At 61.0% G+C, this 25,677-nt stretch carries 24 protein-coding genes; 4 read left to right on the top strand and 20 right to left on the bottom strand.

The window, feature by feature from the left end; genetic code table 11:
* Positions 1-65: 65 nt before the first annotated feature.
* Together PSH81_RS10895 and PSH81_RS10890 are read right to left on the bottom strand one after the other, a co-directional pair.
* Positions 66-1,124, bottom strand: coding sequence for a diguanylate cyclase (locus PSH81_RS10895; RefSeq protein WP_305392506.1), 1,059 nt, complete (start codon positions 1,122-1,124; stop codon positions 66-68).
* A gap of 82 nt (positions 1,125-1,206) precedes the next feature.
* On the bottom strand, positions 1,207-1,839 hold the full coding sequence (locus tag PSH81_RS10890) for a LysE family translocator (RefSeq protein WP_192301151.1): 633 nt from the start codon (positions 1,837-1,839) through the stop codon (positions 1,207-1,209).
* Positions 1,840-1,963: 124 nt separating this feature from the next.
* Between PSH81_RS10890 and PSH81_RS10885 the strand changes: the two genes are divergently transcribed.
* Complete coding sequence (locus tag PSH81_RS10885; protein ID WP_305392505.1) at positions 1,964-3,379, top strand: PLP-dependent aminotransferase family protein; 1,416 nt, start codon at positions 1,964-1,966, stop codon at positions 3,377-3,379.
* A 4-nt stretch (positions 3,380-3,383) separates the two neighbouring features.
* Here PSH81_RS10885 and PSH81_RS10880 read toward each other — a convergent pair whose 3' ends face one another.
* The 5 genes from PSH81_RS10880 to PSH81_RS10860 all read right to left on the bottom strand — a co-directional run bounded on the left by PSH81_RS10880 (position 3,384) and on the right by PSH81_RS10860 (position 7,241).
* Complete coding sequence (locus tag PSH81_RS10880) at positions 3,384-4,049, bottom strand: methionine ABC transporter permease (protein ID WP_226457822.1); 666 nt, start codon at positions 4,047-4,049, stop codon at positions 3,384-3,386.
* Positions 4,046-4,792 carry a methionine ABC transporter ATP-binding protein gene (locus PSH81_RS10875; RefSeq protein WP_226457823.1) on the bottom strand — a complete coding sequence of 249 codons (747 nt, stop codon included), beginning with the start codon at positions 4,790-4,792 and terminating at the stop codon, positions 4,046-4,048. The genes PSH81_RS10880 and PSH81_RS10875 overlap by 4 nt, the downstream gene beginning before the upstream one ends.
* On the bottom strand, positions 4,789-5,583 hold the full coding sequence (locus PSH81_RS10870) for a MetQ/NlpA family ABC transporter substrate-binding protein (RefSeq protein ID WP_192301147.1): 795 nt from the start codon (positions 5,581-5,583) through the stop codon (positions 4,789-4,791). Before PSH81_RS10870 ends, PSH81_RS10875 begins: the two co-directional genes overlap by 4 nt.
* 15 nt (positions 5,584-5,598) lie before the next feature.
* Positions 5,599-6,636, bottom strand: coding sequence for an isopenicillin N synthase family oxygenase (locus PSH81_RS10865; protein WP_192301146.1), 1,038 nt, complete (start codon positions 6,634-6,636; stop codon positions 5,599-5,601).
* Positions 6,637-6,770: 134 nt separating this feature from the next.
* Positions 6,771-7,241, bottom strand: coding sequence for an Lrp/AsnC family transcriptional regulator (locus PSH81_RS10860; protein WP_192301145.1), 471 nt, complete (start codon positions 7,239-7,241; stop codon positions 6,771-6,773).
* Between the two features lie 124 nt (positions 7,242-7,365).
* Between PSH81_RS10860 and PSH81_RS10855 the strand changes: the two genes are divergently transcribed.
* Positions 7,366-8,610 carry a methionine gamma-lyase gene (locus PSH81_RS10855; protein ID WP_192301144.1) on the top strand — a complete coding sequence of 415 codons (1,245 nt, stop codon included), beginning with the start codon at positions 7,366-7,368 and terminating at the stop codon, positions 8,608-8,610.
* 219 nt (positions 8,611-8,829) lie between these two features.
* Positions 8,830-9,501, top strand: coding sequence for a helix-turn-helix transcriptional regulator (locus PSH81_RS10850; protein ID WP_305392504.1), 672 nt, complete (start codon positions 8,830-8,832; stop codon positions 9,499-9,501).
* 148 nt (positions 9,502-9,649) lie between these two features.
* Here PSH81_RS10850 and PSH81_RS10845 read toward each other — a convergent pair whose 3' ends face one another.
* The 8 genes from PSH81_RS10845 to PSH81_RS10810 form a co-directional block, all read right to left on the bottom strand.
* Positions 9,650-9,961 (bottom strand): hypothetical protein, encoded by a 312-nt coding sequence (locus tag PSH81_RS10845; protein WP_305392814.1) that lies wholly within the window; start codon positions 9,959-9,961, stop codon positions 9,650-9,652.
* Positions 9,962-10,165: 204 nt separating this feature from the next.
* On the bottom strand, positions 10,166-11,245 hold the full coding sequence (locus PSH81_RS10840; protein ID WP_305392503.1) for an OmpA family protein: 1,080 nt from the start codon (positions 11,243-11,245) through the stop codon (positions 10,166-10,168).
* A gap of 10 nt (positions 11,246-11,255) precedes the next feature.
* Complete coding sequence (tssE, locus tag PSH81_RS10835; protein WP_226457793.1) at positions 11,256-11,693, bottom strand: type VI secretion system baseplate subunit TssE; 438 nt, start codon at positions 11,691-11,693, stop codon at positions 11,256-11,258.
* Between the two features lie 3 nt (positions 11,694-11,696).
* Positions 11,697-12,224: a type VI secretion system lipoprotein TssJ gene (gene tssJ / locus PSH81_RS10830; protein WP_305392502.1), complete on the bottom strand. Its 528-nt coding sequence runs from the start codon at positions 12,222-12,224 to the stop codon at positions 11,697-11,699.
* Entirely contained in the window at positions 12,205-13,293 is a 1,089-nt protein-coding gene (gene tssG, locus PSH81_RS10825) for a type VI secretion system baseplate subunit TssG (protein ID WP_305392501.1), read from the bottom strand. Before tssG ends, tssJ begins: the two co-directional genes overlap by 20 nt.
* Positions 13,257-15,026, bottom strand: a complete 1,770-nt coding sequence (tssF, locus tag PSH81_RS10820; RefSeq protein ID WP_305392500.1) for a type VI secretion system baseplate subunit TssF — start codon at positions 15,024-15,026, stop codon at positions 13,257-13,259. Before tssF ends, tssG begins: the two co-directional genes overlap by 37 nt.
* A gap of 24 nt (positions 15,027-15,050) precedes the next feature.
* On the bottom strand, positions 15,051-16,625 hold the full coding sequence (gene tssA / locus PSH81_RS10815; RefSeq protein WP_305392499.1) for a type VI secretion system protein TssA: 1,575 nt from the start codon (positions 16,623-16,625) through the stop codon (positions 15,051-15,053).
* Positions 16,622-18,850 (bottom strand): ImcF-related family protein, encoded by a 2,229-nt coding sequence (locus PSH81_RS10810; RefSeq protein WP_305392498.1) that lies wholly within the window; start codon positions 18,848-18,850, stop codon positions 16,622-16,624. Before PSH81_RS10810 ends, tssA begins: the two co-directional genes overlap by 4 nt.
* Positions 18,851-19,546: 696 nt before the next feature.
* Between PSH81_RS10810 and PSH81_RS10805 the strand changes: the two genes are divergently transcribed.
* A complete protein-coding gene (locus PSH81_RS10805; protein ID WP_305392497.1) occupies positions 19,547-19,777 on the top strand; it encodes a hypothetical protein in 231 nt (76 codons plus the stop codon).
* Positions 19,778-19,948: 171 nt separating this feature from the next.
* Here the strand turns inward: PSH81_RS10805 and PSH81_RS10800 are convergent, their stop codons facing one another.
* The 5 genes from PSH81_RS10800 to PSH81_RS10780 form a co-directional block, all read right to left on the bottom strand.
* Positions 19,949-21,046, bottom strand: coding sequence for a hypothetical protein (locus PSH81_RS10800; RefSeq protein ID WP_305392496.1), 1,098 nt, complete (start codon positions 21,044-21,046; stop codon positions 19,949-19,951).
* A gap of 23 nt (positions 21,047-21,069) precedes the next feature.
* Positions 21,070-21,333: a PAAR domain-containing protein gene (locus tag PSH81_RS10795; RefSeq protein WP_305392495.1), complete on the bottom strand. Its 264-nt coding sequence runs from the start codon at positions 21,331-21,333 to the stop codon at positions 21,070-21,072.
* A 72-nt stretch (positions 21,334-21,405) separates the two neighbouring features.
* Positions 21,406-22,185, bottom strand: coding sequence for a hypothetical protein (locus PSH81_RS10790; RefSeq protein WP_305392494.1), 780 nt, complete (start codon positions 22,183-22,185; stop codon positions 21,406-21,408).
* A gap of 51 nt (positions 22,186-22,236) precedes the next feature.
* A complete protein-coding gene (locus PSH81_RS10785; protein WP_305392493.1) occupies positions 22,237-23,028 on the bottom strand; it encodes a hypothetical protein in 792 nt (263 codons plus the stop codon).
* On the bottom strand, positions 23,025-25,667 hold the full coding sequence (locus tag PSH81_RS10780) for a hypothetical protein (protein WP_305392492.1): 2,643 nt from the start codon (positions 25,665-25,667) through the stop codon (positions 23,025-23,027). The genes PSH81_RS10785 and PSH81_RS10780 overlap by 4 nt, the downstream gene beginning before the upstream one ends.
* Positions 25,668-25,677 lie beyond the last annotated feature (10 nt).

Genomic DNA, 25,677 nt, shown 5'->3' with positions numbered 1-25,677 from the left:
TTCAATCAGGTCCGGGTCGTGCTTGTTGGGGCTGCTTCGCAGCCCGGCGCGAGCAAGCTCGCTCACTACAGGGACCGCAACCAACTTACTTGTACTGAGCTGACGCGATTACGCCCGCTGCTCTTGGCTTCGTACAACGCCAGGTCAGCATCACTCAGCCAACTGATTGAATCCGCGTGCGTCGATTGGTACGGCGCCAAGCCGATGCTCAAGCTGGCCCGCAATGTCGGGTCCTGCGCATAGGCCAGCGCGTTGAACCGATCACGCAAGGCGTCCATCACTTCCGTCGCAAGGTTGAGGGGCATGCCTGGCAGGATCACGCAGAATTCGTCGCCGCCGTAGCGCCCCGCCAGGTCAGTGGCGCGCAGGTTCTGGCGCAGGACTTTGCTCAGTTGGCGCAGGACGATGTCGCCGGTAACGTGGCCGTAGGTGTCGTTGATGGTCTTGAAGTGGTCGATGTCGATCAGCGCAATGGCGCCGCCGGTCTGGTTGCGGCGGCAGCGTTGGAATTCGATTTCCAGCTGGTCTTTCCAGGCGCCGTGGTTGAGCAGGCCGGACAGGCTGTCGGTACGGCTCAGGGCCAGCAGTTCGCGTTTGTGCCGGGCCAGGGTGGCGGCCTGGCGGTAGCAGATCCAGCCCAGTGCCATGGGGTAGAGCATCAGCAGCGGCAAGCAGGCGTAGAGTTGGGCCTGGGTCGTCACGCCGATGAACGCCGGGGTGAATAGCAGCAGCGCTGTGCCGATGCCGAGGCTTTGGGCGGCCCAACCAGCCAGCATGAAGCGTGCGCCGCCGATGGCGACATTGTTCATGGTCATCATTGACAGGCTGGTCACCGCTGGCAGCGGGTTGAAATGCATGGCACCGACCCAGAACCCGCCGCAAAAGGAGTCGATAAGCAAGTTGCGGCGTTCGCTGCCCAGGGCATGCTCGGCACGTCGCGAGAGCAGAAACGCCAGGTGCGGCCAGACGAAGGCGTTTACCAGCATCAGCGCCCATACCCACGGGTGCGGGTCCAGGGGGTACATCGCAAACGCCACGCACACAAAGCCGAGCGTCAGCCCCAGGGTGCGGGATTTATACAAGCGCGAAGCGAGCGGAAGTCCCTTTCCTCCGACGGCTGCCATGGTGAGGTGCAATCCTGAAGTATTGCTCGGAGTCTAACAGGGTAACGGCAAATCGCCACCACCCCTTATAAGCTCGCCGCAGTCAGTGGGAAAAGCCCCGCGCCAGCATCAATGCGACGCCCAGCAGCACCACGGCGGTGACCCGTTGCAGCAACACACGCCGCTTGGGGTTTTCGAGGACATGCTTGATGCGCTGCCCGAAGTAGCAATACAGGCAGCCACTGGCAAATTGCAGCAACAGGAAGGTCAGCCCGAGGATGGCGATGTCCGACGCCGAACTGTGCTCCCCTGCCCCGGCAAACTGTGGGAATACGGCGCTGAACATGATGATCGCCTTGGGGTTGGAAAACCCGGTCAGCAGGCCCTTGCCGAACAGACTGCGGGCACCTTCCACGGCGCCGGCCTTATCCAGCGACACGCCACTGCTGGTCCACTGTTTGTACGCCAGGTACAGGATATAGGCCACGCCGACCAACTGGATGCCCTGGGTAATCGCCACGTTGCCCTTGATCAGTTCCGAAAAGCCCACGGCAAAGATCAGGATCGAAATCAGGTACGACACGCTGGCGCCAAGCTGCGCCGGGAGTGATCGGCGCAGGCCGTCGCGCAGGCCCAGGCTCAACAGCAGCAGGGTCATGGGGCCGGGACTGAAGGTCAGGGTCGCGCAAAACAGCAGGAAATAGACAAACGAAGAAAGCGTCAATGCGCTGGTCATGGCGGTCAGCCCTGGAGGAGAAGGCTTGCAGTCTAGGCAAGCGGCGTTGCGCAGGGCAGGTAAAGTCAGGCCTAATCCGCCCGGACTTTACCGGTAAAATCACCAGCAAAGATAAGGAAGCTGCATGTTGGTATCCGCCATCGCTTTTGTGCCGGGCACGCCCAAAGTGCAACAGATCGTCGAGACGTTCAGCCAGGCTATCGCGAACGGTGAATGGGCACCGGGCAGCCCGTTGCCGTCGGTGCGCGAGCTGAGCCAGACCCTGGGCGTCAGCAAGTTCACCCTCAATGAAGCGCTCGATCGCCTGCGCGGACGCAACCTGCTGACCTCCCGTCAAGGCCGTGGCTATTTCGTCGCGGTGGACAGCACCCGCCCCGCCTCGTCGACCTGGGTCGAGTTGCTGCCCCAGGACCTGCTCAGCGTGCTGCGCCGTCCCCTGGCTACGGTCTATGGCGAACTGCGCCCCGGCGGCGGCCACTTGCCAGAAGCCTGGCTGGACACCGAGGCCATCCGCCAGACCCTGCGCAGCGTGGTGCGTGCACCGGCGTTGCGCATCGCCGGGATGGGCACCCCGGCCGGGCTGTTACCGTTGCGCCAGGCCTTGCAGCAAAAGCTCCACGGTGAAGGCGTGTCGGTGCCGGTGGAGCAAATCATCACCACGCCCAACACTGTGCAAGGCCTGGACATGCTCATGCGCCTGCTCGCACGCCCTGGCGACACGGTGCTGCTGGACGCGCCGTGCTACTTCAACTTCCACGCCAACCTGGCACTGCATGGGGTCAAGGTGCTGACAATCGAACGGCGCCCCGACGGCTTCGACTTCAGCGCCCTCGAACAGCTGCTGGCCGAACACCGCCCCAGCCTGTACCTGACCACCAGCGTGCTGCACAACCCCACCGGCCACTCCTTCAGCCCGAGCCAGGCGTTCCGGCTGTTGCAACTGACCCGGCAGTACCACTGCCATATCGTCGAGGATGATCTCTACGGCGACCTGCATCCCAACCCGCCACCGCACCTGGCCGCACTGGCCGGGCTGGAGCAGGTCACCTACCTGTCGGGGTTTTCCAAGATCCTCAGCGCCAACACGCGCGTCAGCTATGTGGTGGCGGCGCCGCAACTGGCGGCCAACCTGACCAATATGAAGTTGATGAGCGGCGGCGTAACGTCCGAACTGTTCGAGCAGGTGGTGTACCGCATGCTCAGCGAAGGCAGTTACGCCAAGCATCGCAAGCGCATGCAACAACGCTTGATCGAGGCCGGTGCGCGGGTCGAGCAATGGCTCAAGCGCTGCGGTTGCGAACTGCCGACGCCGTATGAAGGCGGGATGTTTATCTGGGCGCACCTGCCACCGGGCGTCAACGGCGAACTGCTGGCCCAGGACGCGTTGAAACAGGGCATGGTGCTGGCGCCAGGCACCTTGTTCGGTTACGACCCCACGCGCCGCGACTCGATGCGCTTCAACGTGGCCCACAGCGATGAACCCCAGGCGCAGCAGGTATTCGAGGCCTTGCTGCTCAAGGCTTCACCGGCGCATCAGTGACGGCTCAGCGACGATGGGCCAGTGAGCGCACGCAGCGGTCCCCCAGGCTTTGCACGCCCTGCACCAGCAGCACCAGCACAACCACCGTGACCACCATGATCTGGTTGTTGAAGCGCTGATAACCGTAGCGAATCGCCAAGTCCCCCAGCCCGCCGCCGCCGATCACCCCGGCCATCGACGAAAAACCGATCAGCATCACCAGGGTCAACGTCACGCCGGCCACCAGCGCCGGCAAGGCTTCGGGCAATAACACCTTGAAAATCACATGGCGGATGTCACCCCCCATGGCCACGATGGCTTCGATGCGGCCCTTGTCCACTTCGTCCAACGCGGTTTCGACGATGCGTGCAAAAAACGGAAAGGCCCCAATAGTGATAGGCACCACCGCCGCCGTGCTGCCCAAGGTCGTGCCGACGATCAGCCGTGTCAGCGGGATCAACGCAATCAGCATCACCACGAACGGCAACGAGCGCCCGAGGTTGATCACCGCGCCCAGCGCACGATTGAGGCGCGGCAACGGCAGCAGGCCATCGCGACGGCTGATAAACAGCAATACGCCCAGGGGCAGGCCGATCAACAAGGTAAACAACCCGGCCAATAGCACCATGTACAGGGTTTCGCCGGTGGCATTGAGCAGCAATTGCAGGATGTCATTCCAATCGGTCTTCATACCGCCCTCGCCACTTGCAGGCTCGGCGCCAGCGAACGACCAAGGCGCGACGCGGGGTCGGCCTGCAGTTGCAGCAGCGTGCCGCTTTCCACGACGCGGCCATCGGCCAGGGACACCGCGCTGTCGCAGATCGCCTTGACCACCTCCAGCTCATGGGTAATGAGCACGATGGTCACGCCAAGTTGCCGATTGATGTCACGCAGCAACTCAAGGATCGATGCGGTGGTTTCCGGGTCCAGGGCGCTGGTGGCCTCGTCCGACAACAGATACGCCGGGCGCGCCGCCAATGCACGGGCAATGCCGACGCGCTGTTTCTGCCCGCCGGAGAGCTGCGAAGGAAACGCCTGGGCCTTGTCGCTCAAACCCACCAACGCCAACAACTCGGCGACCCGCGCCGCGCGCTCGGGCTTGGGCACATTGCCGATCTCCAGCGGCACCGCGACGTTATCCGCGACGTTGCGCGAATGCAGCAGGTTGAAGCCCTGGAAGATCATGCCGATGCGCTGGCGTTGCGCACGCAGCGCCTTGCCCGTGAGTTGGGTGAGGTCTTGGCCATCCATCAGGATGCGCCCGGCGCTCGGCCGTTCCAACAGGTTCAGGCAACGCAGCAAGGTGCTCTTGCCCGCGCCGCTGCGCCCGACGATACCGAAGATCGAACCGTCGGCAATCTGCAACGACACGTTATCCAGCGCCGCCGGCTGGCCGTCGGCGTAGGTTTTGCTGACGCCGTCGACAACGATCATTCGGCCGCCACCGGGATCACCGAACCGGCGTATTTCTCGGTAATGAACTTGGCCACCTGGGGCGAACGCAAGTCCTTGGCCAACTGCTCGATGCGCGGGTCTTTGGCCAGTTTCGGCGTAGTCACCAGGATGTTGGCGTAGGGGTTGCCCTTGGCCGCTTCCAGGCCCAGCGCGTCCTTGGCCGGTTCCAGGCCGGCTTCAAGGGCGAAGTTGCCGTTGATCACCGCCAGGTCCACATCGTCCAGCGCACGGGGGATTTGCGGTGATTCGATCTCCAGGATCTTCAGGTGCTTGGGGTTCTCGGCGATGTCTTTCGGCGTGGCCTGGTCCTTGGCCGCATCGTTGAAACCCGGTTTGAGCTTGATCAGGCCATTGGCTTGCAGCAGGTACAGCGCGCGGCTGAGGTTGGTGACGTTGTTCGGCACGGCGACGGTGCCCTTGTCCGGCACTTGAGCGAAGCTGTTGTGACGCCGCGAATAAATGCCCAACGGCTCGATATGCACAGTGGCCGCGACGCTGAATTTCTGGCCGAGCGCCTGCTCCTGGGAATTGAGGTACGGCAAGTGCTGGAAGTAATTGGCGTCCACATCACCGTGGGCGAGCAGCTCGTTGGAGTTCACGCCGCTGGGAATCTCGATGATCTTGAGGTTCAGGCCCGGGTCGAGTTTCTGCACATATTCGAGGATCTGCGCATGGGGAATCGGGTCGGCGGCAACACGCAAGGCATCGGCGGCCGACACGCTGAATGAAGCGAGCAACACTGCCAGGGAAAGCGCGGTTTTTTTCAACATGGGGTGATCTCCTGATCAGGCGGACAGTGCTTGGGGCAGCGTGGCATCGGTATAAAAACGTTGGGCGACGTCGGGGTGCGAGCGCAGGCGGCCTTTGAGGTAGTTCCAACCGACGTCGCGCAGCAACGGGTTACGCGGGTCGCTTTCGGGGCCATGGGCGTCGCGCAGCAGTTCGGGCGCCAACTGGTACACCGGCACCACTGCGTCCAGTTGCGCGCCGAGGAAAAACGCCAGGGACAAACGCTCGCTGCCCAGCGGCGGCGAGACCACCCGGTGCACGGTGGCACGCAGGTAGCCGTTGCTTGCCAGTTCGAGCAATTCGCCGATGTTCACCACCAGGGTGTCGGGGCGCGGCGACGCGTCGATCCAACGGCCCTCTTCCACTTCCACCTGCAAGCCGGCTTGCTGGTCTTGCAGCAGGAAGCTGAGGAACCCCGAGTCTTTGTGCGCGCCGACGCCTTGGCGACTTTGCTGTGCATGGCGGCCGGGGTAGCGGATCAGCTTGATGTGTTCGTTGGGTTTGTCGCCGTACAGCGCGTCAAAGGCGTTTTCCGGCAGGGACAGGGCCTGGGCGAAGGCACGCAACAGGCGCAAGGCCATCTGGGTCATCGCCTGCTGCCAGCCGAGCACCAGTGGTTTGAGCTCAGGCAACGCCGCCGGCCATTGATTGGGGCCTTGCAGCCGGGCCCAAGCGGCCGGGTGTTGCGCCACGCTCAAGGGCTCGCGCTCGGCACCGACATCGAACTGTTCGCGCAGGTCCGGCTGGCCACGGGTGATCTCCGAGGCGGCACGGTTGTAGCCGCGAAAATGTGGCGAGTTGAGCATGCCGACGGCGAGTTTGTCGGCCTCGGGCAAGGCAAAAAATGCCCGCGCCTGCTGCTGCACCTCGGCCAGCAGCGCCGCGTCGATGCCATGGCCGGTGAGGTAGAAAAAACCGATATGCCGCGCGGCAAACCGCAGCTCATCGAGGAACTGCTGACGCTGCTGCGGGCCTGCGTCGAGCTGCGACAAGTCGAGCAACGGCAAGGTGGTGATTGACTGAAGCTGGGACATCGGCGGCTCACTCCATGAACGTCTATGGTGGGAGCAACCAATCTAAATGATCTTAAAAAACCTCAATAAATAACTTTTTAGAATTAGCTTAGGCTGCCCCGCCCTATCGCCTCGATACGGGGTTGGTATGTGCGTTATTGGGGCAAGGGAATCACCCGCAACGGCCGCACCGACTTGTAGGAAAAGCTCGAATAGATCTCTTTGACACACGGCAGCGTCTGCAACACTTCCCGTGCAAATTCGCCAAACGACTCAAGGTCCTTGGCCACCACTTCCAGCAAAAAGTCATAGCGCCCCGAGACGTTATGACACGCGACGATCTCCGGGATCGCCAGCAGCCGCTGCTCGAATGCACGGGCGATTTCCTGGGTATGGCTCTCCATCATGATGCTCACGAACGCCGTCACCCCATAGCCCAGCGCTTTGGGCGAGAGGATCGCCTGGTAGCCGCTGATCACCCCGCTCTCCTCCAGGTTGCGCACCCGCCGCCAGCACGGCGAAGTGGTCAGGGAAACACGCTCGGCCAACTCGGCCACGGTGAGGCGGGCGTTACCTTGCAGCGCGTTTAACAGGGCTTTGTCGGTGCGATCCAGACTCACAGGCATAATGTGCCCCTATTCCTTATTTTTATCGGTTTTTCATGCCTTGAGGCGGTGTTTTGGCAGCAAACTTTGCAACGTTCATCTGCGGTTATGAGCATAGCATTGTAGGAAATAAGGAGCGCCCGACATGAACAATAAACACAATGCATTCGGCTTTTCGACCCGCGCCATCCATCACGGTTATGACCCCAAGGACCACCACGGCGCGCTCGTGCCGCCGATCTATCTGTCCGCCACCTTCGCCTTTCCTACCGCCGAATACGGGGCTGCGTGTTTTGCCGGTGAAGCCAACGGCCACTTCTATACGCGCATTTCCAACCCCACACTGGCGTTGCTCGAAGCGCGCATGGCCACCCTGGAAAACGGCGAGGCCGCCGTGGCGTTCAGTTCCGGCATGGGCGCGATTGCCGCCACGTTCTGGACCCTACTGCGCCCCGGCGATGAAGTGCTCGTCAGCCAGACTCTGTACGGTTGCACCTTTGCGCTGTTGCACCACGGCATCGGCGAATTCGGCATCAAGGTGCGCCATGTCGACCTCACCGATCTCGCCGCCGTGCGCGCCGCAATCACCCCCGCCACGCGCATGATTTATTGCGAAACCCCGGCCAACCCCACCCTGCAACTGGTGGACATCGCCGCCGTGGCCGCCCTCGCCCATACGCAACCGAATATCACCGTGGTGGTCGATAACACCTACTGCACGCCCTATCTGCAAAGGCCGCTGGAACTGGGCGCGGATGTGGTGGTGCATTCGGCCACCAAGTACCTCAGCGGGCACGGCGACATCACCGCCGGTATCGCCGTAAGCAGCCTCGCCCTGGCGCAACGCATCCGCTTGCAAGGGCTCAAGGACCTGACCGGCGCAGTGATGTCACCGCAGGATGCGGCGCTGCTGATGCGCGGCCTCAAGACCCTGGCCCTGCGCATGGACCGTCATTGCGCCAACGCCCAGGCCGTCGCCGAAGCCCTGGACGCCCACCCGGCCGTGCAGTGGGTGACTTACCCAGGGTTGCGATCCTTCCCACAGTACGAGTTGGCGCAGCGCCAGATGAAACTGTCCGGCGGCATGATCGCCTTCGAACTCAAGGGCGGCATCGACAGCGGTCGGCGCTTCATGAATGCACTCAAGCTGTTCACCCGTGCGGTCAGCCTGGGCGACGCCGAATCACTGGCCCAACACCCGGCCAGCATGACCCATTCCACCTACACCCCGGAACAGCGTGCACACCACGGCATCAGCGAAGGTCTGGTGCGTTTATCGGTGGGCCTGGAAGACATCGCCGACCTACTGGCGGATGTGCAGCAGGCCCTGGCCAAATGCACGCGGGCTGCGCCGCGTCATACGGCAACGGTTGAGCATGCGCTGAAATAAACCGTAGCTCGTTTCCTTAACGGTGGTCGGAAGGGTCCGACTACCGTTATGCGGTTTTAATCTGGATTAATCCGGATTGGATCCCCTTCCCGGCGCCAGGCTGTACTAGCATACGTCTCGGCGGGAAACGCTCTCACTGTGGGGTATTCGCACTAGCATTCGTTGATTCCCGCCGCGTCATGGCTGAATACCTGCACTCGAAACTCATGGACGAAGCAGATGAACTCACACCTGTTCCCACATATAGGCAAGGTCATCGCCAGCACCGGCAGTCGCCATTTCCCACGCATGCTGCATGACCTGATCCTCACCCAACTGGCAGTGGACGCCACCCATATCAGCCAATTGCGAGCGAGCTCCGACGGCCACACCCGTCGCACCATCAGCCCGGTCTACACCGATTCGGTGGCGACCATGGGCGAAGAACAACCGGCCGCGCAAATGCACCTCACCCGTCACAAGGACGACGTGCGCTACGTGCTCTCGGTGTACCGCTCGCACCAGTCGGCCAACTTCTCCGCCCAGGAGCGCAGCATGCTGCAGGACTTTTCCACCCTGCTGCTGCCCATGGTGGAAAAGCACATCGCCGCGATCCAGCCGTGCCGCCTGGACAACGATGGGACGGCGCCGCAAAACCAAGGCCTCGAAACCCTGCGCCGACGCATCGAAGAGCGCCTGGTGCAATCGGGGCTGACCCTGTCCAAACGTGAACTGGAAGTGTGCGTTGGCCTGCTGGCCGGGCGTACCGCACCGGAGTTGGCCGAGCAGTTGGCGTTGAAGGTCAACACGATTGAGAGCTACCTCAAGCGCGCGTCGATCAAGCTGGGGATCAGTGGACGACATTCGTTGTTGCGGTGGATGTACTCAACAGAGCAAACCACGGATGTCTGAGCCAACACAGTTCTAAATATGAGAGCGGGCTTGTGTGGGAGCGGGCTTGCTCGCGAAAGCAGTGTGTCAGTCACTGAATATGCAGACTGATTCACCGCATTCGCGAGCAAGCCCGCTCCCACAGTTGATCTTTATCATCCAAAAGAGATCAGTCCCGCGCCAACGCCTCAATCGGGTCCAGCCGCGCCACATTCCTCGCCGGCACAAAGCCGAACACAATCCCGATCAACGTCGAACAGGCAAACGCTGTGACGATCGAGCCCAGGGCGTACGACAGCAGCGAAATCACCGCGATCAACGACAGCAGCAACGCCAGGGAGCGCGGTTCGTGCGCGATCAACTGATCCCACAACACGTCGTCCAGTGCCTCGTCATCGCCGAGGATAATCAGGTCGCCTTCTTCCAGTTGCAGACGGATCGCATGGGTGGAAATCGCTGCCAGTAATTCGCTGAACTGCATGGGAGGTAACCTGCCTGATACGTCACGGTTGAGGAGAAAGTCCGTTTTCAGCTGCCGCTTGGCTCGGGTGGTGCCGGTTAAAAAATGCGGACGCAGCCGCACGCCTGGAGGGGCGTCCGGTAGGGCTGGAAAATTAAGGGATTTGACCGATGGGGGGGGTGACATGGGAAGCGCGGACAAGTCGCATTCAGGCTGCGGCGCGGGTTATTCCTGCGCCCGTGCGGGCTCCTCACACGCGCCCACCTGCGGCACCAGTTGAATGTCCACGCGCCGATTGGCGCTGCGCCCGGCCTCGGTTTGGTTGCTGGCAATCGGTTGGCTGGCGGCCAGCCCCTGCACGGCAAAGCAGCTGTCGGCGAGGTCGCCCATGCGTTGCATCCAATCGCGCACGGCGCTGGCGCGGGCGTGGGACAGAGCCAGGTTGTGCTCGACGGTGCCACTCGCATCGGTGTGCCCGGCGATGACGATCAGCCAGCCCGGCTGGGCCTTGATGCCCACCAAGGCGTTGATCAGGACTTTGGTCGAACCGGGCTTGAGGGTTGAACTGCCGGGGTCGAACAGCGCCAGGCTGTCCAGCCGGATCGGCTCGGGCAGGGACGGCTTGTCACTGTCTGCCCCGCTGAGCCACAGCCCGGTGACCATGGCCGTCGCCAGCACCCCGGCGCCCAGCCACAACCCCCGGCGCGGCTTGCGCATTGGCAGGGCTGGCGGCGGCAGGATCACCACGGGGGCTGGCCACGCCGGGGCCATTGCGCTTGGCAGCCGTTGCGGCTCCAAGCGCTGGCTCAACTGGCCGACCTGCTGGCGTAGCGACTCCAACGTCAATAACGGCCCGCCAAGCAGCGGCAGCAGACGTGCCTGCAAACGCGCCAATTCAACGTCCAACTGCAGCAGCACGCTCACGCTTGGCGACACCCCCGCGAGGCTGCGCACCAACCGTTGCAGTTGCTCGCACAACCACTCCAGCAAGGTCTGGCGCACCATCACCATCGGCGGCCACAAGCGCGACCACTCGCCCACCAACGCCGTGAGCAGCACCACGCCCTGGACGATGCCCTCCAGCCCGTGGCGCTGGCCGCGAGCCAAGGTGTAGAAACACGCACTGTTGAGCTCCACGCCATTGCTCTGGAACAGCGCCAGACAGCCCTGCTCCACCCTCGCCCAGTCCACATCCGGGCGGGCAGGATGGCCGAGCTTGGCCATCTCGGCGTGCACGGCGGTGAATTCGGCCAGGTGCCGCGGGTCGCCACCGACCTGGATATGCGTTTCAAACACTGCGCTCATGGGGTGCTCCTTATCGCTCTGGGGCGGCGCCCGGTTTCAACGCCCGCAGCGTGACGTCGCCCGTGGGTGCCAGGGTGGTGCCTACGCTCACGCGCTGCCCATCCTTCAATTGCAGCTCCAGGGCGTACTCAAGGTGCCCGGGCAGCGCCTGGGGCAACAGCTCGATGGCGATTGCCGCCAGGCGCGGTTCATAAGTGAGCAAGGTGTCGCCCATGATCCCGATCAGGCTGTGGGCTGTGGCGGGCAGGCCTTGCAGGATCAGGCCCATGTCCGGCAGGCCGTAGTCGGGCAAATGGCTGAGGGCACCGGCGCGACTGTTGAGGATGCGCTGCAGGTTGTCCAGGACTGACAGGGTGTGCTGGTGTGCTTCGCTGACCTGATGCAGCGGCAACTCACCGGCAAAGTTCTGCAGCAGCAATTCGTACAACGACGGGTTGGATTCGCCCATGGTTCAGTCCTTTGCCAACGGACGCAGGCGCAAGCGGTTGTCTCCCAACTCGATGACCCGCACCCGCTCGGGGTCCAGTTCATCGCGAGCCAAGGTCAGGCGCCAGCTGTTGGCGCGGGTATCCGGGCTGCGGAACAAGGCCGCCACGCTGACGAACCGCGCGTCCTTGTGCAGGGGCACACTGAGCGGTGCGCCCTCCTCGGGTTTCACCACCAGGGTGTGTTTGTCCAGCAATGCGCCGGCCAGCAGTTGCTCGTCATCGCCCAGCAAGCCTTCGTAGGTCGCCCGCGCTACAGCGGTGTCGTCACGCAACTGGTACACGCGCACCAGGGTCGGCAGCGACAGCGCATTCATGTCGGCGGTGTCGGTATTCAGGGCTGCGCGCGCGCTGAAATCCAGGTGCAGGGTTTTCACCTGCTTGTAGAAAATCGCCTGGGCGGCGGACGCCGTGCCGTCCGCCACGGTCTGGGCCAGGCCACACCCGGCGAGGGGCAGCGCCAGCATCACAAGGCTAAAAAGGGTACGCGACATGCTGTGTCTCCCGGTTGCAAGGGTTTATCGACAGGCCTTGATAGCGGCCCAAGTTGATCGTCAGGCGTTGCTGCGGTTGGGCGTCGCCGCCGGGCACCAACACGGCGGTCATGCCCAAGCGCAGCGGCGCGCGACCCAGTACTGGCGTCGGCAGGCTGCGCAGCGGCAGGGTCAATTGCAGCTTCGCGGTGCAGCGCCACCCCAGGTAGACGCGCAGGAGCACCAGCAGATCGCTGTGCAACTGCCCGCCGGGCAGCCAGTCGCGGGCTTGCTGTGGGTCTTCGGTATACAGCGCCAGGCGCAGTTGGCTGCTGGCATCACGGGCGACCGGCCCCAACGGCGCCTGTTGTGCCAGGCGCATCGGGCGCCGCGTGCACAGGCGCGCTGGCTGCGCGAGCACGATGTACTGCGGCCAATGCGCGGTGACTTGCGCCAGGGTGTTGGGGGCCAGCAACTTGACCAATGCGCCGATGCCTTCGGCATTGCGCGTGGGCAGACGCATCACGCTGAGCAAGGCCAGAAAACGCGAAACCGGCGTACCGATCTGCGCAGCGGTGCCCGGAATGCCCAGGCCGACCAGGCCCAGCAGGCACTGCGAAGTGGCATCGGCGCCGCCCGCTTCAAACGTGGCCGGGTAGGAATACTTGCGCCAGATCCGATAGAACTGGGTGAAGATCCGGTGGTTGAAAATATCCAGGAAGGCTTGCAGCGCTTCATGCCCTTCACGGCGTTGCGCGATGTCATCCAGGTAGGCGCTGGGCAGGGGCGAATCCACCCCGTATAACCCGAGCAAACGGGTGCGTACCGTGGCCGGGCGCTCGGGGTGCTCGCCCGCGCTTTCAATCGCCCGCAGTTCGCCCCCCGGAAACCCCATGCCGGGGTCGGGCCGAAAGCGCACGACGTCATCGCCCGGGTGCGCAGTGCTGCCCAAGGGCGGGTGGCCGGGCAACACCTGTTCCAGCAGTTGGCAGAAGCGATACAGGTTGGCCTCGGCCACCGGCGCTGCCATGGCCTCCAGTAAACCGCTGGCGGTCAGCCGGGAATACGCTGATTGTGGTTCTCGTTCCATCGCAGGCACTTTCCAGTCGGTTGCAGGACCAGCGTGAGCTGGGTGTACAGATGCACATCAGCGTAGAGGGCAAAAAAACGGTTGAGCATCTCGCCAAACAGGCTGATGTCGCCCTCCCCTGAAAAGCCGCGGGCATCCAGGACGATTTCGATGTCCACGCCACGCAGCAGCAAGCCCTTGTCAAAACGCTGGACCAGGTGATGGCTGACTTCGACAATCGCGGCCAGGCGCCGGCGGTTCAGCTCGCTGCCCGTCCAGTCATACAGCGCCAGGGTGCCGCGCAGCACTTCGGCGTTATCGAGCATTGGCAGGAAATTCGAGCCCAGGTGACTGAGCACCCGCCAGTGAAAGCGGTCGCGGCTCGGCGGGTAGCAGGGCAAGGTCGGCGCGCACAGGTTGCGCACACGCAAGCCGACCTGGGTGGACTGCACCACACTGTCGAGAGAGGTGCTTTGCAGGGCCTTGCGCGGCAACTGGCCGTGGGTGCCGGTCAGGCGCAGCGACAGGCTTTTGTGTTCGAGCAGGCGGTCCTTGTCGAAGCCCTCGCCGCCGAGGATCAGCCAGGTGTCGTGCAGGCCATTGGGCGCGCGCTTGAGCCGTGTATGGAAATACCGCTCCGGCGCATCGGCGCGCAGCATGCCGCCCTTGTGACGAAAGCTGGTGAACGGCACGTAATCCTGGCGCTCGGCGTTTTCCGAGACAGTGACCTGGTCCACCGAGTAGATCTCCATATGCCCGTCCTGCAAGCGCATCGGCCGCAGCAGGTAGTCGGTTTGCAGGGGCGCCAGGGTCAACGGGTCGGCTTCCAGCGCAAACAGATTGATCACCGGCACGGCGTGCAGCCGGATGTGTTCGCTGTTCAAGTCGAACGTGTGCGGCCAAGGCTCGCGCAGTACCACATCAAGTTCGAACCAGGCGGTGCCGGGTGTGATCTGCAATTGCTCCAGGCCACACAGGGTCACGAACATGAATTTCTCGCGAAAGGCGAAATACTCCAGCAGCAACTGGTAGCCGCTGAAGGCGCTATCGCCTTTGGGCCATAGCCGGTCCTCATCGGCAAAGCCCTTGGCACTGAAATGCGCTGCCAGCGGCTGGCGTTCGGCCTGGCCTGGCCAGCGCAGGTACAGGGCCTGGACGTTGAGGGTCAGCGCCTGATGCAACGCACTGGCCAGGGGTGCATCGGCATTCAGGTACAACGGCAGGCGGCTCAGGTCGATCTGGCTCCAGTCGGCCTGCGGCCCGCAGGCGAAACGCAGGCGCAGGCGCGAGCGACCGTCGGTTTCGTAGCCGCGCCCCAGCGCTGTCAGGGCCAGCGGCCGCAGGGTCAGGTCCTGGGTGGTGGTGAAACCACACCGGGTGCGTTGTGGCCCGATCGGTTGCGACAACACTTCGAAGCCTTGGGCGATCTGCTCGCTGCGTTTCATCTGTTCGAGTTCAGGCGCCAGTTCGACCACCGACAACGATGGAATCGTACGCAAGTAATGCGGCCACAACAGGCTGACCAGCCCTTCGGTCAGCTCCGGCAAATCGTCGTCGAGTTTTTCCCGCAGGCGTCCCATCAAGAACGCGAAGCCTTCGAACAGGCGCTCCACATAAGGGTCCTGCGCGCCTGGCTTGTCCAGGTTGAGTTGGGCAGCGCGGTCGGGAAACGCGTCGGCGAACTCCTTGCCGGCTTCGCGCAGGTAGCGCATTTCGGCGTCGAAGTAGCGCAATGTCAGATTGTCCATGTCCATAACTATCATCCTGATTGTTGAGGTTCAGCCACACAGCACGGCAGCGCGTACCGGATCGATGGCCACCAGCGCCGCCTGCAAGGCCTCCATCCTGCGGGCCAGGGTGGGTTTGTCGGCGTCGTTGCGCTGGGCTTTGGTTCGCAGCAATTTGAGCAGGCGCGCCTTGACCTCGAAATGCAGGTCGGGCTCCCACTCGGCCAGGGCCTGACGTTGCGCGGTGGCATCCAGTTCGCCCAGCAGGTGGATGGCCAGCTCGCCCTTGCCATGCTGTTCGGCGACACGCGCCATCAACAGGCGCAACAGCCAGCGCTGACGCCCGGTGTGGATGCCTGGGCGCGCCGCCAGCCAGGCCAGGGCCTGGTCCACGCCGTCGCTGTCGGCCTGGGCCAGTGCTTCGCTTTCCAGGGGCAGGATGTCGTCGGGGTCCGTCGTGGGCGCGGCGGACGCAACCGGAATCCAGGTCTGGGGGCGATTGCCACTGACGTGCTGGGCGATCCACTCACGGGTGGTCTCATCGGCGAACGGGCTGCCGTCGTTCCAGCGCAGTTCTTCCAGCCCCGGCAGGCGCTCAAGGAACATGCCCAGGTCGCGCTTGGCAATATCAGCCCAGCCATCCTGCGGCGCCGGTTGCCGACTCAGGGCCTGGTACAGGTACCACTGCAGGTCGAGCCAGAAATGGTTCACGCCCTCGGCGTAAATCCGCTCGACCTGATCGAGCAGCTCGGTCCAGCCCTGTTGCAGGTACAGGCGCTTGAGCTGGGCGCGGTAGTCCGCACGCGGCGGCGCCAGGCGCGTGTTGCCATTGATCTCTTGCGGCGGCGCCTGATGCACCGTGTCCCAGCGCAGACTTTTCATCAGGCGGTGGGCGGCCAGCCAGCCCTGGGGTTGCTCGCGCAGGTAAACGGCCAGTGCACGGCCGCTGTCCAGCAGGTCGCGCCCGGATCTTATGACTGGCGCGGGCAGTGCAGGCGACGTCGGGCTGGCGCTGTTCTGCGGCACCAGTGCATCCATGCCGCCGGACTGCGCGAGCCTGGCGCTCAACGCGTCATACAACGGGCCCAGCAGCGGCCGCTGCGCCTGCGGCCACGCCGTCACGCCCCGCTCCAGCCAGGCCAATGCTGCGGCGGTACGGCTGGCTTCGGCCTTGACCACTTCCGGGTACAGCAACAGCAGGTCCAGCACCTTGCCACTGGCCAACCATTCCAATGCCAGCTTGCGGCTGTTGGGCCTGGCGGGCAGCAGCGTGGCGCCGAAGCGTTCCACCAGGGCCGCGAGCAAACACAGGCCGTCGGCCAGGCCGGCTTCGCCGTCTTTGTGCAGGCGTGCCCATAAGTAATAGGTGGCCACGCGCAGGTCCTTGCAGCGATGGAGCAACAGGTTCTGCGCCAGCTCGGCGACCTGTTCGGCATCGGCCCCCGACAGTTTGTTGACCTCTTCGCGCATGCGTTGGAAGTCGTCGTGATAGGCCGGGTCTTCGCCGACGCTGGATGCAGCGCTGATGGGCAACAGCCAGGGTTGCCAGTGGCTCATCTGTGCACTGGCGAAGGAAGGTGCATCACCTCCTCCCAGGCAGCGATCGATCAAGGTTCGCAGGCTCATGGCAAGCTCCCGTTTTGCGCATACGGCGTGTCGATCCCGCGCTCGCCGAGAAAAATCTGCCGGGGCAATTTGAACCCCCTCAGTTTGAGCAGCGCCAATGGTCCGGCCTCCAGTTCGGTGCGCAGATGCCAAACCAGATTCAAGCCATCCGGCGCCTTGAGCACCACGCGGTAGCGGCTGTCGGCATCGTCCAGCGGCGTGACCTGGGCCTTCTCCAGCAGGCGCAGCAGGCCCCAGGTCCCGGGGAAGTCACCGAACAAGCGTTCGCCACTGTGCACGCTGGTCCAGCTCAGGCTCGCACCGGGATAATCGCTACGCCCCGGCCAGTTGAAGCGCTGCCAGCTCTCCTTCTGGTTGAAGTAATCATGGCGTTCGCCATCGAGAATGAAGCGGGTTTGCACCACATCGCGCACCGGTTTGCCTTGCAGTTCAAAGCGCAGGCCCATGCCGCCGTCGGTGTACAGCACGTCGGCCAGATCGCTGAGTTGGTTGATTGCGCTGAGGAACTGCGGGTTGAAGCGCAAGCCCTGACTGTGGCGTGGGTCGGCCAGCCAGCGATTGCCCTCCTTGCGCAGCACGCCGCTCAATTGTTGCTGCAAGAAGCGTTCGATACGTCCGGAGTCGGCGCGGATCATCTGTCCGAGCATGGGCAAGGAGGCGTCGCTGGCGCTGGCCGCAAACGGGTAACGACTGGCGAAGGCGCTGTCCCAATGGTTGACGATCGAACGCTGCCACTGGCTGTTGAGCCCGGCTGCCGAGGGTTGCAGCACGCGCTGCCAGGCGTGCTCCAGCGGCTGCACAAATAACGTCTGCGCCACGCCGCCCCATTCTGCGCCAAGACTGGCGGCCAGCAGGCTGCCGTAGGACTGGGTGTCGGTGAGGTCGATACTGCGGCCTTGAAACACACTCTGCGCCAAGGTCTGGGTCATTTCCAGCGGGTCGGGCGCGGTGCTGACTTGCTGCAATGTCAGGCGCACCCGGGTCACGCGGGTGAGGAATGTTTGCAGGCTCAGGCCGTCATCGTTGCGTTTGTCGAGCAGCGCCAGGAGCGGCCCGAAGGTCGCGTCCAGCGGGCTGCCGGGCACATCGGCCAACTGATCGATCAACGGCGCCTTGTCCTGCCCGATCAGCTTTTGCGCAGACTTCACCAATGAGTCCGCCAGGGCTGGCGTCCGCGCCCCCGCCTGCCCCTGGTAAGCGAGGGTGTTCATCAACGCAATCAGCGGCGATTGGCGTACATCGCTGATCAGCGTCAACTGGTCGATCACCTCATCCAGACTGCCCGCAGCCTGCCAGCGCAGACTGTTGAGCATGCCCAGCCAGGCGCTGGCGTAGTCCTGGAAGTAACGCTCGGTGAGGCGCTCGCGCAGTTGATCCGGGCTCAGCCGGGAATCGAGGTCCGTCGGTTTGTCGCTGAGCACCCAGTCGATTTCCTCACGCCGTGCCTCGGCAATCCGCTCGATGGCTTGGCGCACCTGCCCCTCCCAGGCCTGCCGGGTGAAGACCCCGGGCACGCTGGCATCGGTGGCAAACAGCGCGAAGGCATCGGTGTCGCCAACCAGTTGGTGCAGGCCCAGATCGGGATAGTGATTGGCGGCATCATCGAGGACTTGCTGATAGAGGCTCGCCTCGGCGTTGCGCTGGCCCAGTTGCAGCAGCAGAAGCTGGCGGACTTGCGCCACCAGGCGGGGGTCGAGCGGAATGCGCCAGGAGGGGTTGGCGGATAAGTGTTCAGCGTAGAACTGACGCAGGTTGGGGGGGATGCCTGCGCGAGCGGGTTCCAGTTCGTTGAGGGTTTTGAGCAGGAGGGCGGCATCGGCTTTTTCCGGACGCGCCATCATCAGGTAAGCCTTGAGTTGGGCGTAAGCCCCGGCTGTCCGCTGCGGGTTGTCCGGAGCCAGTTTGAGCAACGCCGAGAGCTGCTGGTGCAGGATGGCGGCTGCGGGGTCGCGGATCAGACGGTTGTTCGCTTCGACGTAGTGGGGCCAGAGGGTTGCCAGCAGTGATTGATTTTGATTGAGGCCGAAACGTTGATACCAAGGCGTGCCGTGAACGGCGCGGTAATCCAGGCGGGCCAGCTCGTCGACCAGCTCGTTGAGGGCCAACAGTTGGGCGTCGCCTTGGGGCGTGGTTTGCAGGGCGTGGAGAACGGTTTGGACGCGGCTGATCTGGGTGCGGTTTTGGCTGAAAGACAGGAGCAGGCCTGCGGTCCACAGTAGGGTCATGGATAGCGCCAGGGTGTAGGCGATTCGGGGCGCGCTCCAGCCAAGGCGACGCGGCGCGGGTTTGTCGTTGACGATGCCTTGCCAGGCTGGGGGGACGGGCCAGATGTGTTTGGGGCAGTTTTCGACGGGTTGGATGGGTGGGCTGAACCATAGGCCGCGCAGTGGTATGCCGTGGGGACGCCTGCCTAGTAGCGGTGCAAGTGTTTGGCGCCAACGGGTAATCCCTTCCGAGTGCAGGTCGCGGGAGAGGCGTAGTAGGAAGTCGTGGTTTAGATCAGCGTGTATGTTGGATAGGCCGATGTGACGCAGGGGCACCAGCAAAGTCTCCAAACAGCCCTGCATCACGTGGCCATCAAGTCGTGTCGGCAACAGACAACCCACGGGTTGCAAGTTGTGCGCTCCCTGAGGCCAGTGGCTGTTGCAAACCTGCCAAAAATGCAACGGTAACTGCCAACTCAGGCTTTGAGCCAATTGCTGCAATTGGCTTGTACCTGTGCTCATCAAGGCGTCATCAACACAACGCACCTGGTCCAGTGCCCAGATGACCCCGTCCAATGCGCGCCAGCGGCTCAGCCCTACCCATTGCAAAGCGAACGACTTGCTCAGCTCTGCTTGAGCACGGCCGCCCCATAACAGGACGGTATCCCGGCCTTCCAGCCAACGTTGCGCGCCAAGATTGGGAGCAACAGCCTCAATATGCTCAGGCTCACCCACCACCAACATCAGGCGCACCTTTCGACGCCAGAAAAAACCATAACGATCATGCAAATGCTTTTTCAACAAATCGACACACTGCGCCTGCTGAATATCACGAGGCTCAGTGACAACACCTTCGGACATGTCGTCTGGCGCCTGTCGCTGGTAAGCCGAACGCCCCAACTGATGACCCAGAAAATGGTAGGCCACCAAGAACGCCATCAAGAGTAAAGTCGTAGCCGACATCAACCACAAACCGATGATTTGCCCAACACTGCCGGGCCGTATCCCGACTAATTCGGGATAACGCCAAAGCAATATGCCCAGTGCCGCACCGACCAATAGCAGCGCGGACAATAGAACGACTAACCAAACAATCCGTCGAAATTGCATCCGAAATTCCTACTTCGAAAATGATTCCATGGGTGTCAAAACCATGCACCAGAGCCCATGCGCTCCATTGCCGTCACCACTAAAGATGAACTGCGATCCGACACCGCACTCGATAGCCTGGGTGGCTAAGGCAATCGCCAGCCAAGGTGATGCTCTGCCTGGGTTACCCTGTGAGGCATCCAAGTCGTTAAATCTTTTCTTGTGCATTGCCGGAATCGGCACTTTGTCCAATACCGCAAGCAACTGCGAACCTGCCTCGGTATCAACTCCCACTCGCCAGATCTGCTCGACGGGTTGCGCATCCAACGGCGCCCATTCCAGTGCCTGGCGTGCGGCATAAAGCAAAGCATCGTCATTTGCCTCACGCGCCTGTTCCGGGCGATGCAGACAGGCTTTGTAAGGCAACGCCTGATGCGCCCTGCTATTTGCGAACAATGTCCCGGTCGCCACTTCAGCCTTGCCTTCCGGCTGTGCCGGCATGAACTGAACCGTTACCACCAAGAGCAACGCCTGATCAGCAATGCGATGGTCCAGCCAATAGTCCAAGGCATCCAGGCCGCCACTCTGAACAGGAACCACCGACTGCCGAATTCCGCAGAGGCTCCACGCTTGTCGCCATGCTTGTCGCGACACAGCCTCCGGCAGAGCACTCTCTGTTTCGAACAATACGGCCAATGGCGTATTTCCAGGCACCTGTTCCAGCACCTGTACAAGGTCAGCAAGTACTTGCGTCAGTACTCTCTGTAGCCTCAGCCCAGGGGCTTCTTCGGTACTACCCGCGATCCAGTGATGGTTCGCCGCCAACACCCGTAGAACACGCCGACCGCGCCGGAGTTTGTGAACAAGATCCTCTTCGCGGGCCATATCCCAACCATCGGCAACTTGCTGTTGCCACAGGTACAACAAGGCACGTCCAAACCCCAAAAGACACCAACCAAACAGTGGAATACCCACCGCCAGCCCCAGAAAACCAATCGGGTTCTGACGCAGTAGTTGAGCGCCGAATAAAAACACCCCACCCACACCCAGCAAGAGCAGAAACAGCGGTAAACCTGCAAACCACCACCCTTTCCCCGGCCGAACGGGTCTGGAAGCTTGAGCAGGCACTTGATCCAACCTGACAGGCATGACTAACGCGCACTCACGGCAGGCAGTGACGAAATCAACGCGCAGCCACAAGCACACCGATGCCCATCGAAGGCGACCGGAAGACCATGGTCACGGAATGCGGGATGCCCCTCGGCAATAACCGTTTGACCATGACCAGGAGTTGGGCAACTTACGAGATCGCCTTGGCGTGCCGCGCCTATGCCCCTGAAAATCATCGTGGTAGAGCCTGATAGAACTGTGCCGCCGCTGGTTGTTTTATCGCCGATGCGGATGATGTTTTTCATGGAAACTTCCGACCAGTAGAAATTAAAGACTTGACTAAACCAACAATGACCAGCAGCAATCGCGCTGGCAACTTAGCGTTTGCTGAAAGTCGCTGACTTGCATTGCATCCATCGCTTGATTTCCTTTCCTCCCCCCAAATACAAAATCTTGCACCAGCCTGCCGTTGAATCTTCAAGCATCACTTCATCGCCGCTTATCAAATACATGCCCTTCGGGTCTTGCTCGGAAGGCTCTACACCTCCTCTATATAGGAATGTTTTTTCTTTAACCACACCAACCACCGGGGAAGACGCAGATAAAAAATCAAACAGTGGAGAGCGCACAACGCCAACCACTGCACTTCTTTCCTTATAGGGATATATATAACCACTTCTCCCATGCGCACCAAGCAAGTCCCCCCCCAGACTAAAAAACCGAGAAAGCTTTTCATCTTTAACAAGTCGACCGACTTGAACCCTCATCACAGCCACATCGTAAATATCACTGGCAACATCCCAGGACTTTGGTGGTTCTACACTATGAATCACAAACAACACTTTCCCGCCTACATCGCCAACAGAAAGCGAAAACACATCATTAATCCTGCCCTTTGTCCCTGCATACGGAAACTCATAAACAAGCATCGCCCCCTCAGATTTAGATACTGAGTAAGCCGCAATACCGTCAGGGTCACGCGACAGCTGCTCTTGTTTTTCCTTTGGTATTTCCACGTATACAAAGCACGCAACAACTCCGTCAAGTTCGACTGGTCGATAAGCCCGCCCACCGCCAACTTCATCACATGAGCGCTCATGCGCAAGTGCCGGCAACATAAAAACATAGAAAAAAACAAAAATCAGATACTTAACCATTTTTATACTCGCCTCTATACCAACCCCGACACTTTAATTTCACAGTATAAATCAACCAAAATCACACCCACCAACATCGCTGCACCTCAACCACCCCTCAGGGTCGGAATCTTTTGAAAACCTAAATTCAACCCATTCCTCCCCGCCCACACTCTCAACATTCAAAAAAGTAACTTTATCTCCCGCCATCAGATATTTTTCGGTTGGCCCTGCAGCCTCTGGCGAGGAAAAAACCCATGCCCTTAGAGACTTCACTTCAGCGACAAATGGAGCTCTAGCCTCGACACTCATATCATCGGACACTAAGAAGGTAGAAAATGAACCATCACGCCTGTGCGCTCTGCGCGTCACCTCACCACACCCTAAACAGCTATCCGAGAGTTCAATCAAAAACCTCCCACCTCGAAAAAAGTAAACATCCTCAATCCACACCGCACCATTCTTATAAGAACTCACAACGCGACCACTTTCCACCCTGTAATTGCATAGATCACCCCCAGAAAAAAGCAACTCATCTAGAGACCTATTACGTTCTATGTAAGTCAATACTTTGTAGCACGCATTAGCGCCGCGCCCTTCCAAACGAAAAAACACCTCTGCCACACCATCACCAGTTATATCTTCAACATACACATCCTCATACATCTCAAAAACGTCGCGCATAAATTGTTGTGATGGAGACACCGCGAACGTTTCTCCCTTCACGGAAACCGACAACAAGAGTGGCACACGACTAATTACGCTAATGACAGGCGACTCTGCCTGCCCATAGCTTACACATGAAAAAACACAAAAAAGTACGACCCCAAACACCCTCAACACATACGTCGTAACCTGCATCATGAAAGTCCCCATTCTTTCCGAATTTCCTCATATATTTTCATACGCTCATGCAGACCATTGTCACCGCCATTCACTGCGCGAGTTACTAGCTGAACGTTGCCAGGCTCATGATCTACCAAAACGTTAATATCGCCCCGCGCGTCATATTTCCTAGTGACAGCTCCGCTAAACCGCCAATACCAGCACGAAACGTCTATCGCATTAAACATATTGGAAGCTAGCGCTTCCGGATCCACTACAAAGTCTACCTTCCGGTAGTTAGAGTAAGAGGTGTAGTTATTTTTCCATGTCAGCTGAATCAAGCCCCTACCCTTATATTTCGGACCATCACCAACCTTTGTATTACCGTTAGCCACTGCACTCGAATGCCTTCCAGGGTCATACTGCACGCCGGAACCAAATTCAACTGTCGTCTCGAAGGCCGCAGACTCATGAAAACATTGCGAAACAAAGTGCGCCTGTTGATGTGGCGTTATGATCCCGTACCGCTCAAGTGCATCATTCAGCTCACCAACAAACCGGGACTTATCATAGTTATATATTTGCGGATACTTTACTTTGAACATTTCAGCAAATGCGCGGCCTGCGCCTTTCCCGGTGAACCAGCCACCCGATTTACCAGTTATCTTCTCTAATAGTTCTACTGTGATTTTATGTTTGCTTGTATAGAACTTCCCCACCAACCCCAGCGGATGCAAGTGATAAACCTGCCCATGCCCTGGCAGCCCAACCCCAACCGCCACTTCATCCCACCAACTCATCGCGTTGATCCGTCTCTTCTCCGCCACCCAATTCAGCTGCGGTGTCGAGCCGTTATGCCCCAATATCTCGTCCAACCCATCCCACTTACTTGGGGCATGACGCCACTCGCTTTCATAAAAGATGATCAGTTGCGCCAATGACTGCGCATGGGCCGGTAACGCCATCGCGGACTGCAACTCTTCGGCGCTCATGCTCCCATCGCGGTTGCGGTCGATGAGGTCGTAGAGCCGCGTCTTGAGCGGGCCGGTATCCGCCATGTCCGCCAAGGCGCCGTGGTGTTCGATTTGCTCTGCACTTAAACGGTTGGCCGCACGCAAGAAGGAGGCAAGGGCCTGGCGCGGCGTGTCGTAGTTGAAGATCACCTCAAAGCCATCCCATGACCAGGGACTGACCCAAGGAGTGACGCCGACTTCTTCGCAAACCCAACCGTCGAGCAGGTTACCGTCTGCGTCGTGAAGCAGGCCTTCCAGCCGATACCAGTTGCAGGCCTTGCGACCCGGCATCGCCGCTACCTGGATTTTTTTCTCAGAGGGAAACCCGTCGAGCAGGCTTTTGGGCACCCACAAATCAGCATCGCTGGGGGTGTTGGCCGCGTTCAGAGACGGTGGTTGTGTTGCACTGAAGTACGCTTGATGCGCCACCACGGCAGTGTCCTTGGCAAGTTTCAGCCAGGTTTTGCTGCTCGCCGGCAGTCGCCCCGCCCAGGCGCGGCAATCCTCGATGAAGGTTTCCACGTCATCGCCACTGAACACTTCCAGATGCAGTTTTTCTTCCGGGTAATCAGCAGTGCAGTCTTGATATAGGCCGATGTGACCGATCAAGTCGGCGGCCTTGATCGCGATGGGCGGTTGGAGGACAACGATGCGATCCGCTACCGGCTCGCGCTCGCCTTCCAGAGAGTCGGCGTGAACATACTGGTTTACGCGCTCCAATTTACGGAAGGCACCTTCACCGCTGACACAGACTTCCGTGCCCTGGGGCAAGCGCATAAGGACGTCGCTATTGGCACTCGCTGCGGCGCGGACATTCAGTGCACTGGCCCCGATCCGATACACGTCCTCGCCAAACGCGACCAGATATTCATAGGCCACATAACCTTGCAGGCGACCGTCGGCATCTTTCAACACGTCAGGGCCATCGGTGCCCTCCACCTTACGGTATTCCCCTTCCCCGCTGACCGTCACTTCCATGCCCCGAGGCAACAGGGCCAGGGCTTTGCCACGTCGCCTCTGGCCGAACACGCTCAGACCCTGCTGACCGGGATAATCGGGGTGGGTATCGCTTGCCGTGGCCTTGACCCGACGCGTTTGCGCCTCGGGCCAGAATCCCGGCCGTACGATGGCCGGATCCGCCTGGTACACCGCCCAGTCGCGCAAATGCATGTACAGGCTGTAGAACACCAGGCTTGGCGGGGTGTCTGGGCTGCCCTCGATTTTGGGCGCCTCAAGACGGTGGCGCACCAACACGAAGTTGCGTGAAAACGGCTTTTTCACCGTCAGTTGTTCAAAGAAGTAGGTCGTGCTGGGCGAGTGCTGATCGATGCGATAAGCCACCACTTCACCATCGGCCAGGCAATGCACGCCGGATTGATCCAGAGTCCCCGCAGTGCCACCGTCGAAATGCACGCCACCGTGCCACAGGCCATTGCGTCCCACGGGGTAGTAACCTGCTGCAGCCTTGGCCATTTGGGTCAGTTGCAGAAGCGGATGAGCTTTGTCCTTGAAGGGATGGCTCCAGTTCTTCAGTGGTAACGGTGTTGGCGCAGGCGCAGTTGAATGAGCAGAGCGGCTCTGCGCCGTGGGCGAGTCGGGCAAGTAGATCGGCGTGTGTCGAGCGGGAATGAAGAGCTCGAAAAACCGAGAAAACAAGTTGGCCATGGCGTAGTTC

Origin of the sequence: Pseudomonas sp. FP2335 (genome assembly GCF_030687535.1) — a bacterium.
Lineage (GTDB): Bacteria > Pseudomonadota > Gammaproteobacteria > Pseudomonadales > Pseudomonadaceae > Aquipseudomonas.
The sequence above is the reverse complement of the archived record's forward strand: the minus strand, read 5'-3'. Positions and strand labels throughout refer to the sequence as shown.

Coding starts and splice junctions, on each gene's coding strand:
- PSH81_RS10895 (WP_305392506.1), bottom strand. CDS start 1,124: ATGGCAGCCGTCGGAGGAAAGGGACTTCCGCTCGCTTCGCGCTTGTAT.
- PSH81_RS10890 (WP_192301151.1), bottom strand. CDS start 1,839: ATGACCAGCGCATTGACGCTTTCTTCGTTTGTCTATTTCCTGCTGTTT.
- PSH81_RS10885 (WP_305392505.1), top strand. CDS start 1,964: ATGTTGGTATCCGCCATCGCTTTTGTGCCGGGCACGCCCAAAGTGCAA.
- PSH81_RS10880 (WP_226457822.1), bottom strand. CDS start 4,049: ATGAAGACCGATTGGAATGACATCCTGCAATTGCTGCTCAATGCCACC.
- PSH81_RS10875 (WP_226457823.1), bottom strand. CDS start 4,792: ATGATCGTTGTCGACGGCGTCAGCAAAACCTACGCCGACGGCCAGCCG.
- PSH81_RS10870 (WP_192301147.1), bottom strand. CDS start 5,583: ATGTTGAAAAAAACCGCGCTTTCCCTGGCAGTGTTGCTCGCTTCATTC.
- PSH81_RS10865 (WP_192301146.1), bottom strand. CDS start 6,636: ATGTCCCAGCTTCAGTCAATCACCACCTTGCCGTTGCTCGACTTGTCG.
- PSH81_RS10860 (WP_192301145.1), bottom strand. CDS start 7,241: ATGCCTGTGAGTCTGGATCGCACCGACAAAGCCCTGTTAAACGCGCTG.
- PSH81_RS10855 (WP_192301144.1), top strand. CDS start 7,366: ATGAACAATAAACACAATGCATTCGGCTTTTCGACCCGCGCCATCCAT.
- PSH81_RS10850 (WP_305392504.1), top strand. CDS start 8,830: ATGAACTCACACCTGTTCCCACATATAGGCAAGGTCATCGCCAGCACC.
- PSH81_RS10845 (WP_305392814.1), bottom strand. CDS start 9,961: ATGCAGTTCAGCGAATTACTGGCAGCGATTTCCACCCATGCGATCCGT.
- PSH81_RS10840 (WP_305392503.1), bottom strand. CDS start 11,245: ATGAGCGCAGTGTTTGAAACGCATATCCAGGTCGGTGGCGACCCGCGG.
- tssE (WP_226457793.1), bottom strand. CDS start 11,693: ATGGGCGAATCCAACCCGTCGTTGTACGAATTGCTGCTGCAGAACTTT.
- tssJ (WP_305392502.1), bottom strand. CDS start 12,224: ATGTCGCGTACCCTTTTTAGCCTTGTGATGCTGGCGCTGCCCCTCGCC.
- tssG (WP_305392501.1), bottom strand. CDS start 13,293: ATGGAACGAGAACCACAATCAGCGTATTCCCGGCTGACCGCCAGCGGT.
- tssF (WP_305392500.1), bottom strand. CDS start 15,026: ATGGACATGGACAATCTGACATTGCGCTACTTCGACGCCGAAATGCGC.
- tssA (WP_305392499.1), bottom strand. CDS start 16,625: ATGAGCCTGCGAACCTTGATCGATCGCTGCCTGGGAGGAGGTGATGCA.
- PSH81_RS10810 (WP_305392498.1), bottom strand. CDS start 18,850: ATGACCCTACTGTGGACCGCAGGCCTGCTCCTGTCTTTCAGCCAAAAC.
- PSH81_RS10805 (WP_305392497.1), top strand. CDS start 19,547: ATGCTCAGGCTCACCCACCACCAACATCAGGCGCACCTTTCGACGCCA.
- PSH81_RS10795 (WP_305392495.1), bottom strand. CDS start 21,333: ATGAAAAACATCATCCGCATCGGCGATAAAACAACCAGCGGCGGCACA.
- PSH81_RS10790 (WP_305392494.1), bottom strand. CDS start 22,185: ATGGTTAAGTATCTGATTTTTGTTTTTTTCTATGTTTTTATGTTGCCG.
- PSH81_RS10785 (WP_305392493.1), bottom strand. CDS start 23,028: ATGATGCAGGTTACGACGTATGTGTTGAGGGTGTTTGGGGTCGTACTT.
- PSH81_RS10780 (WP_305392492.1), bottom strand. CDS start 25,667: ATGGCCAACTTGTTTTCTCGGTTTTTCGAGCTCTTCATTCCCGCTCGA.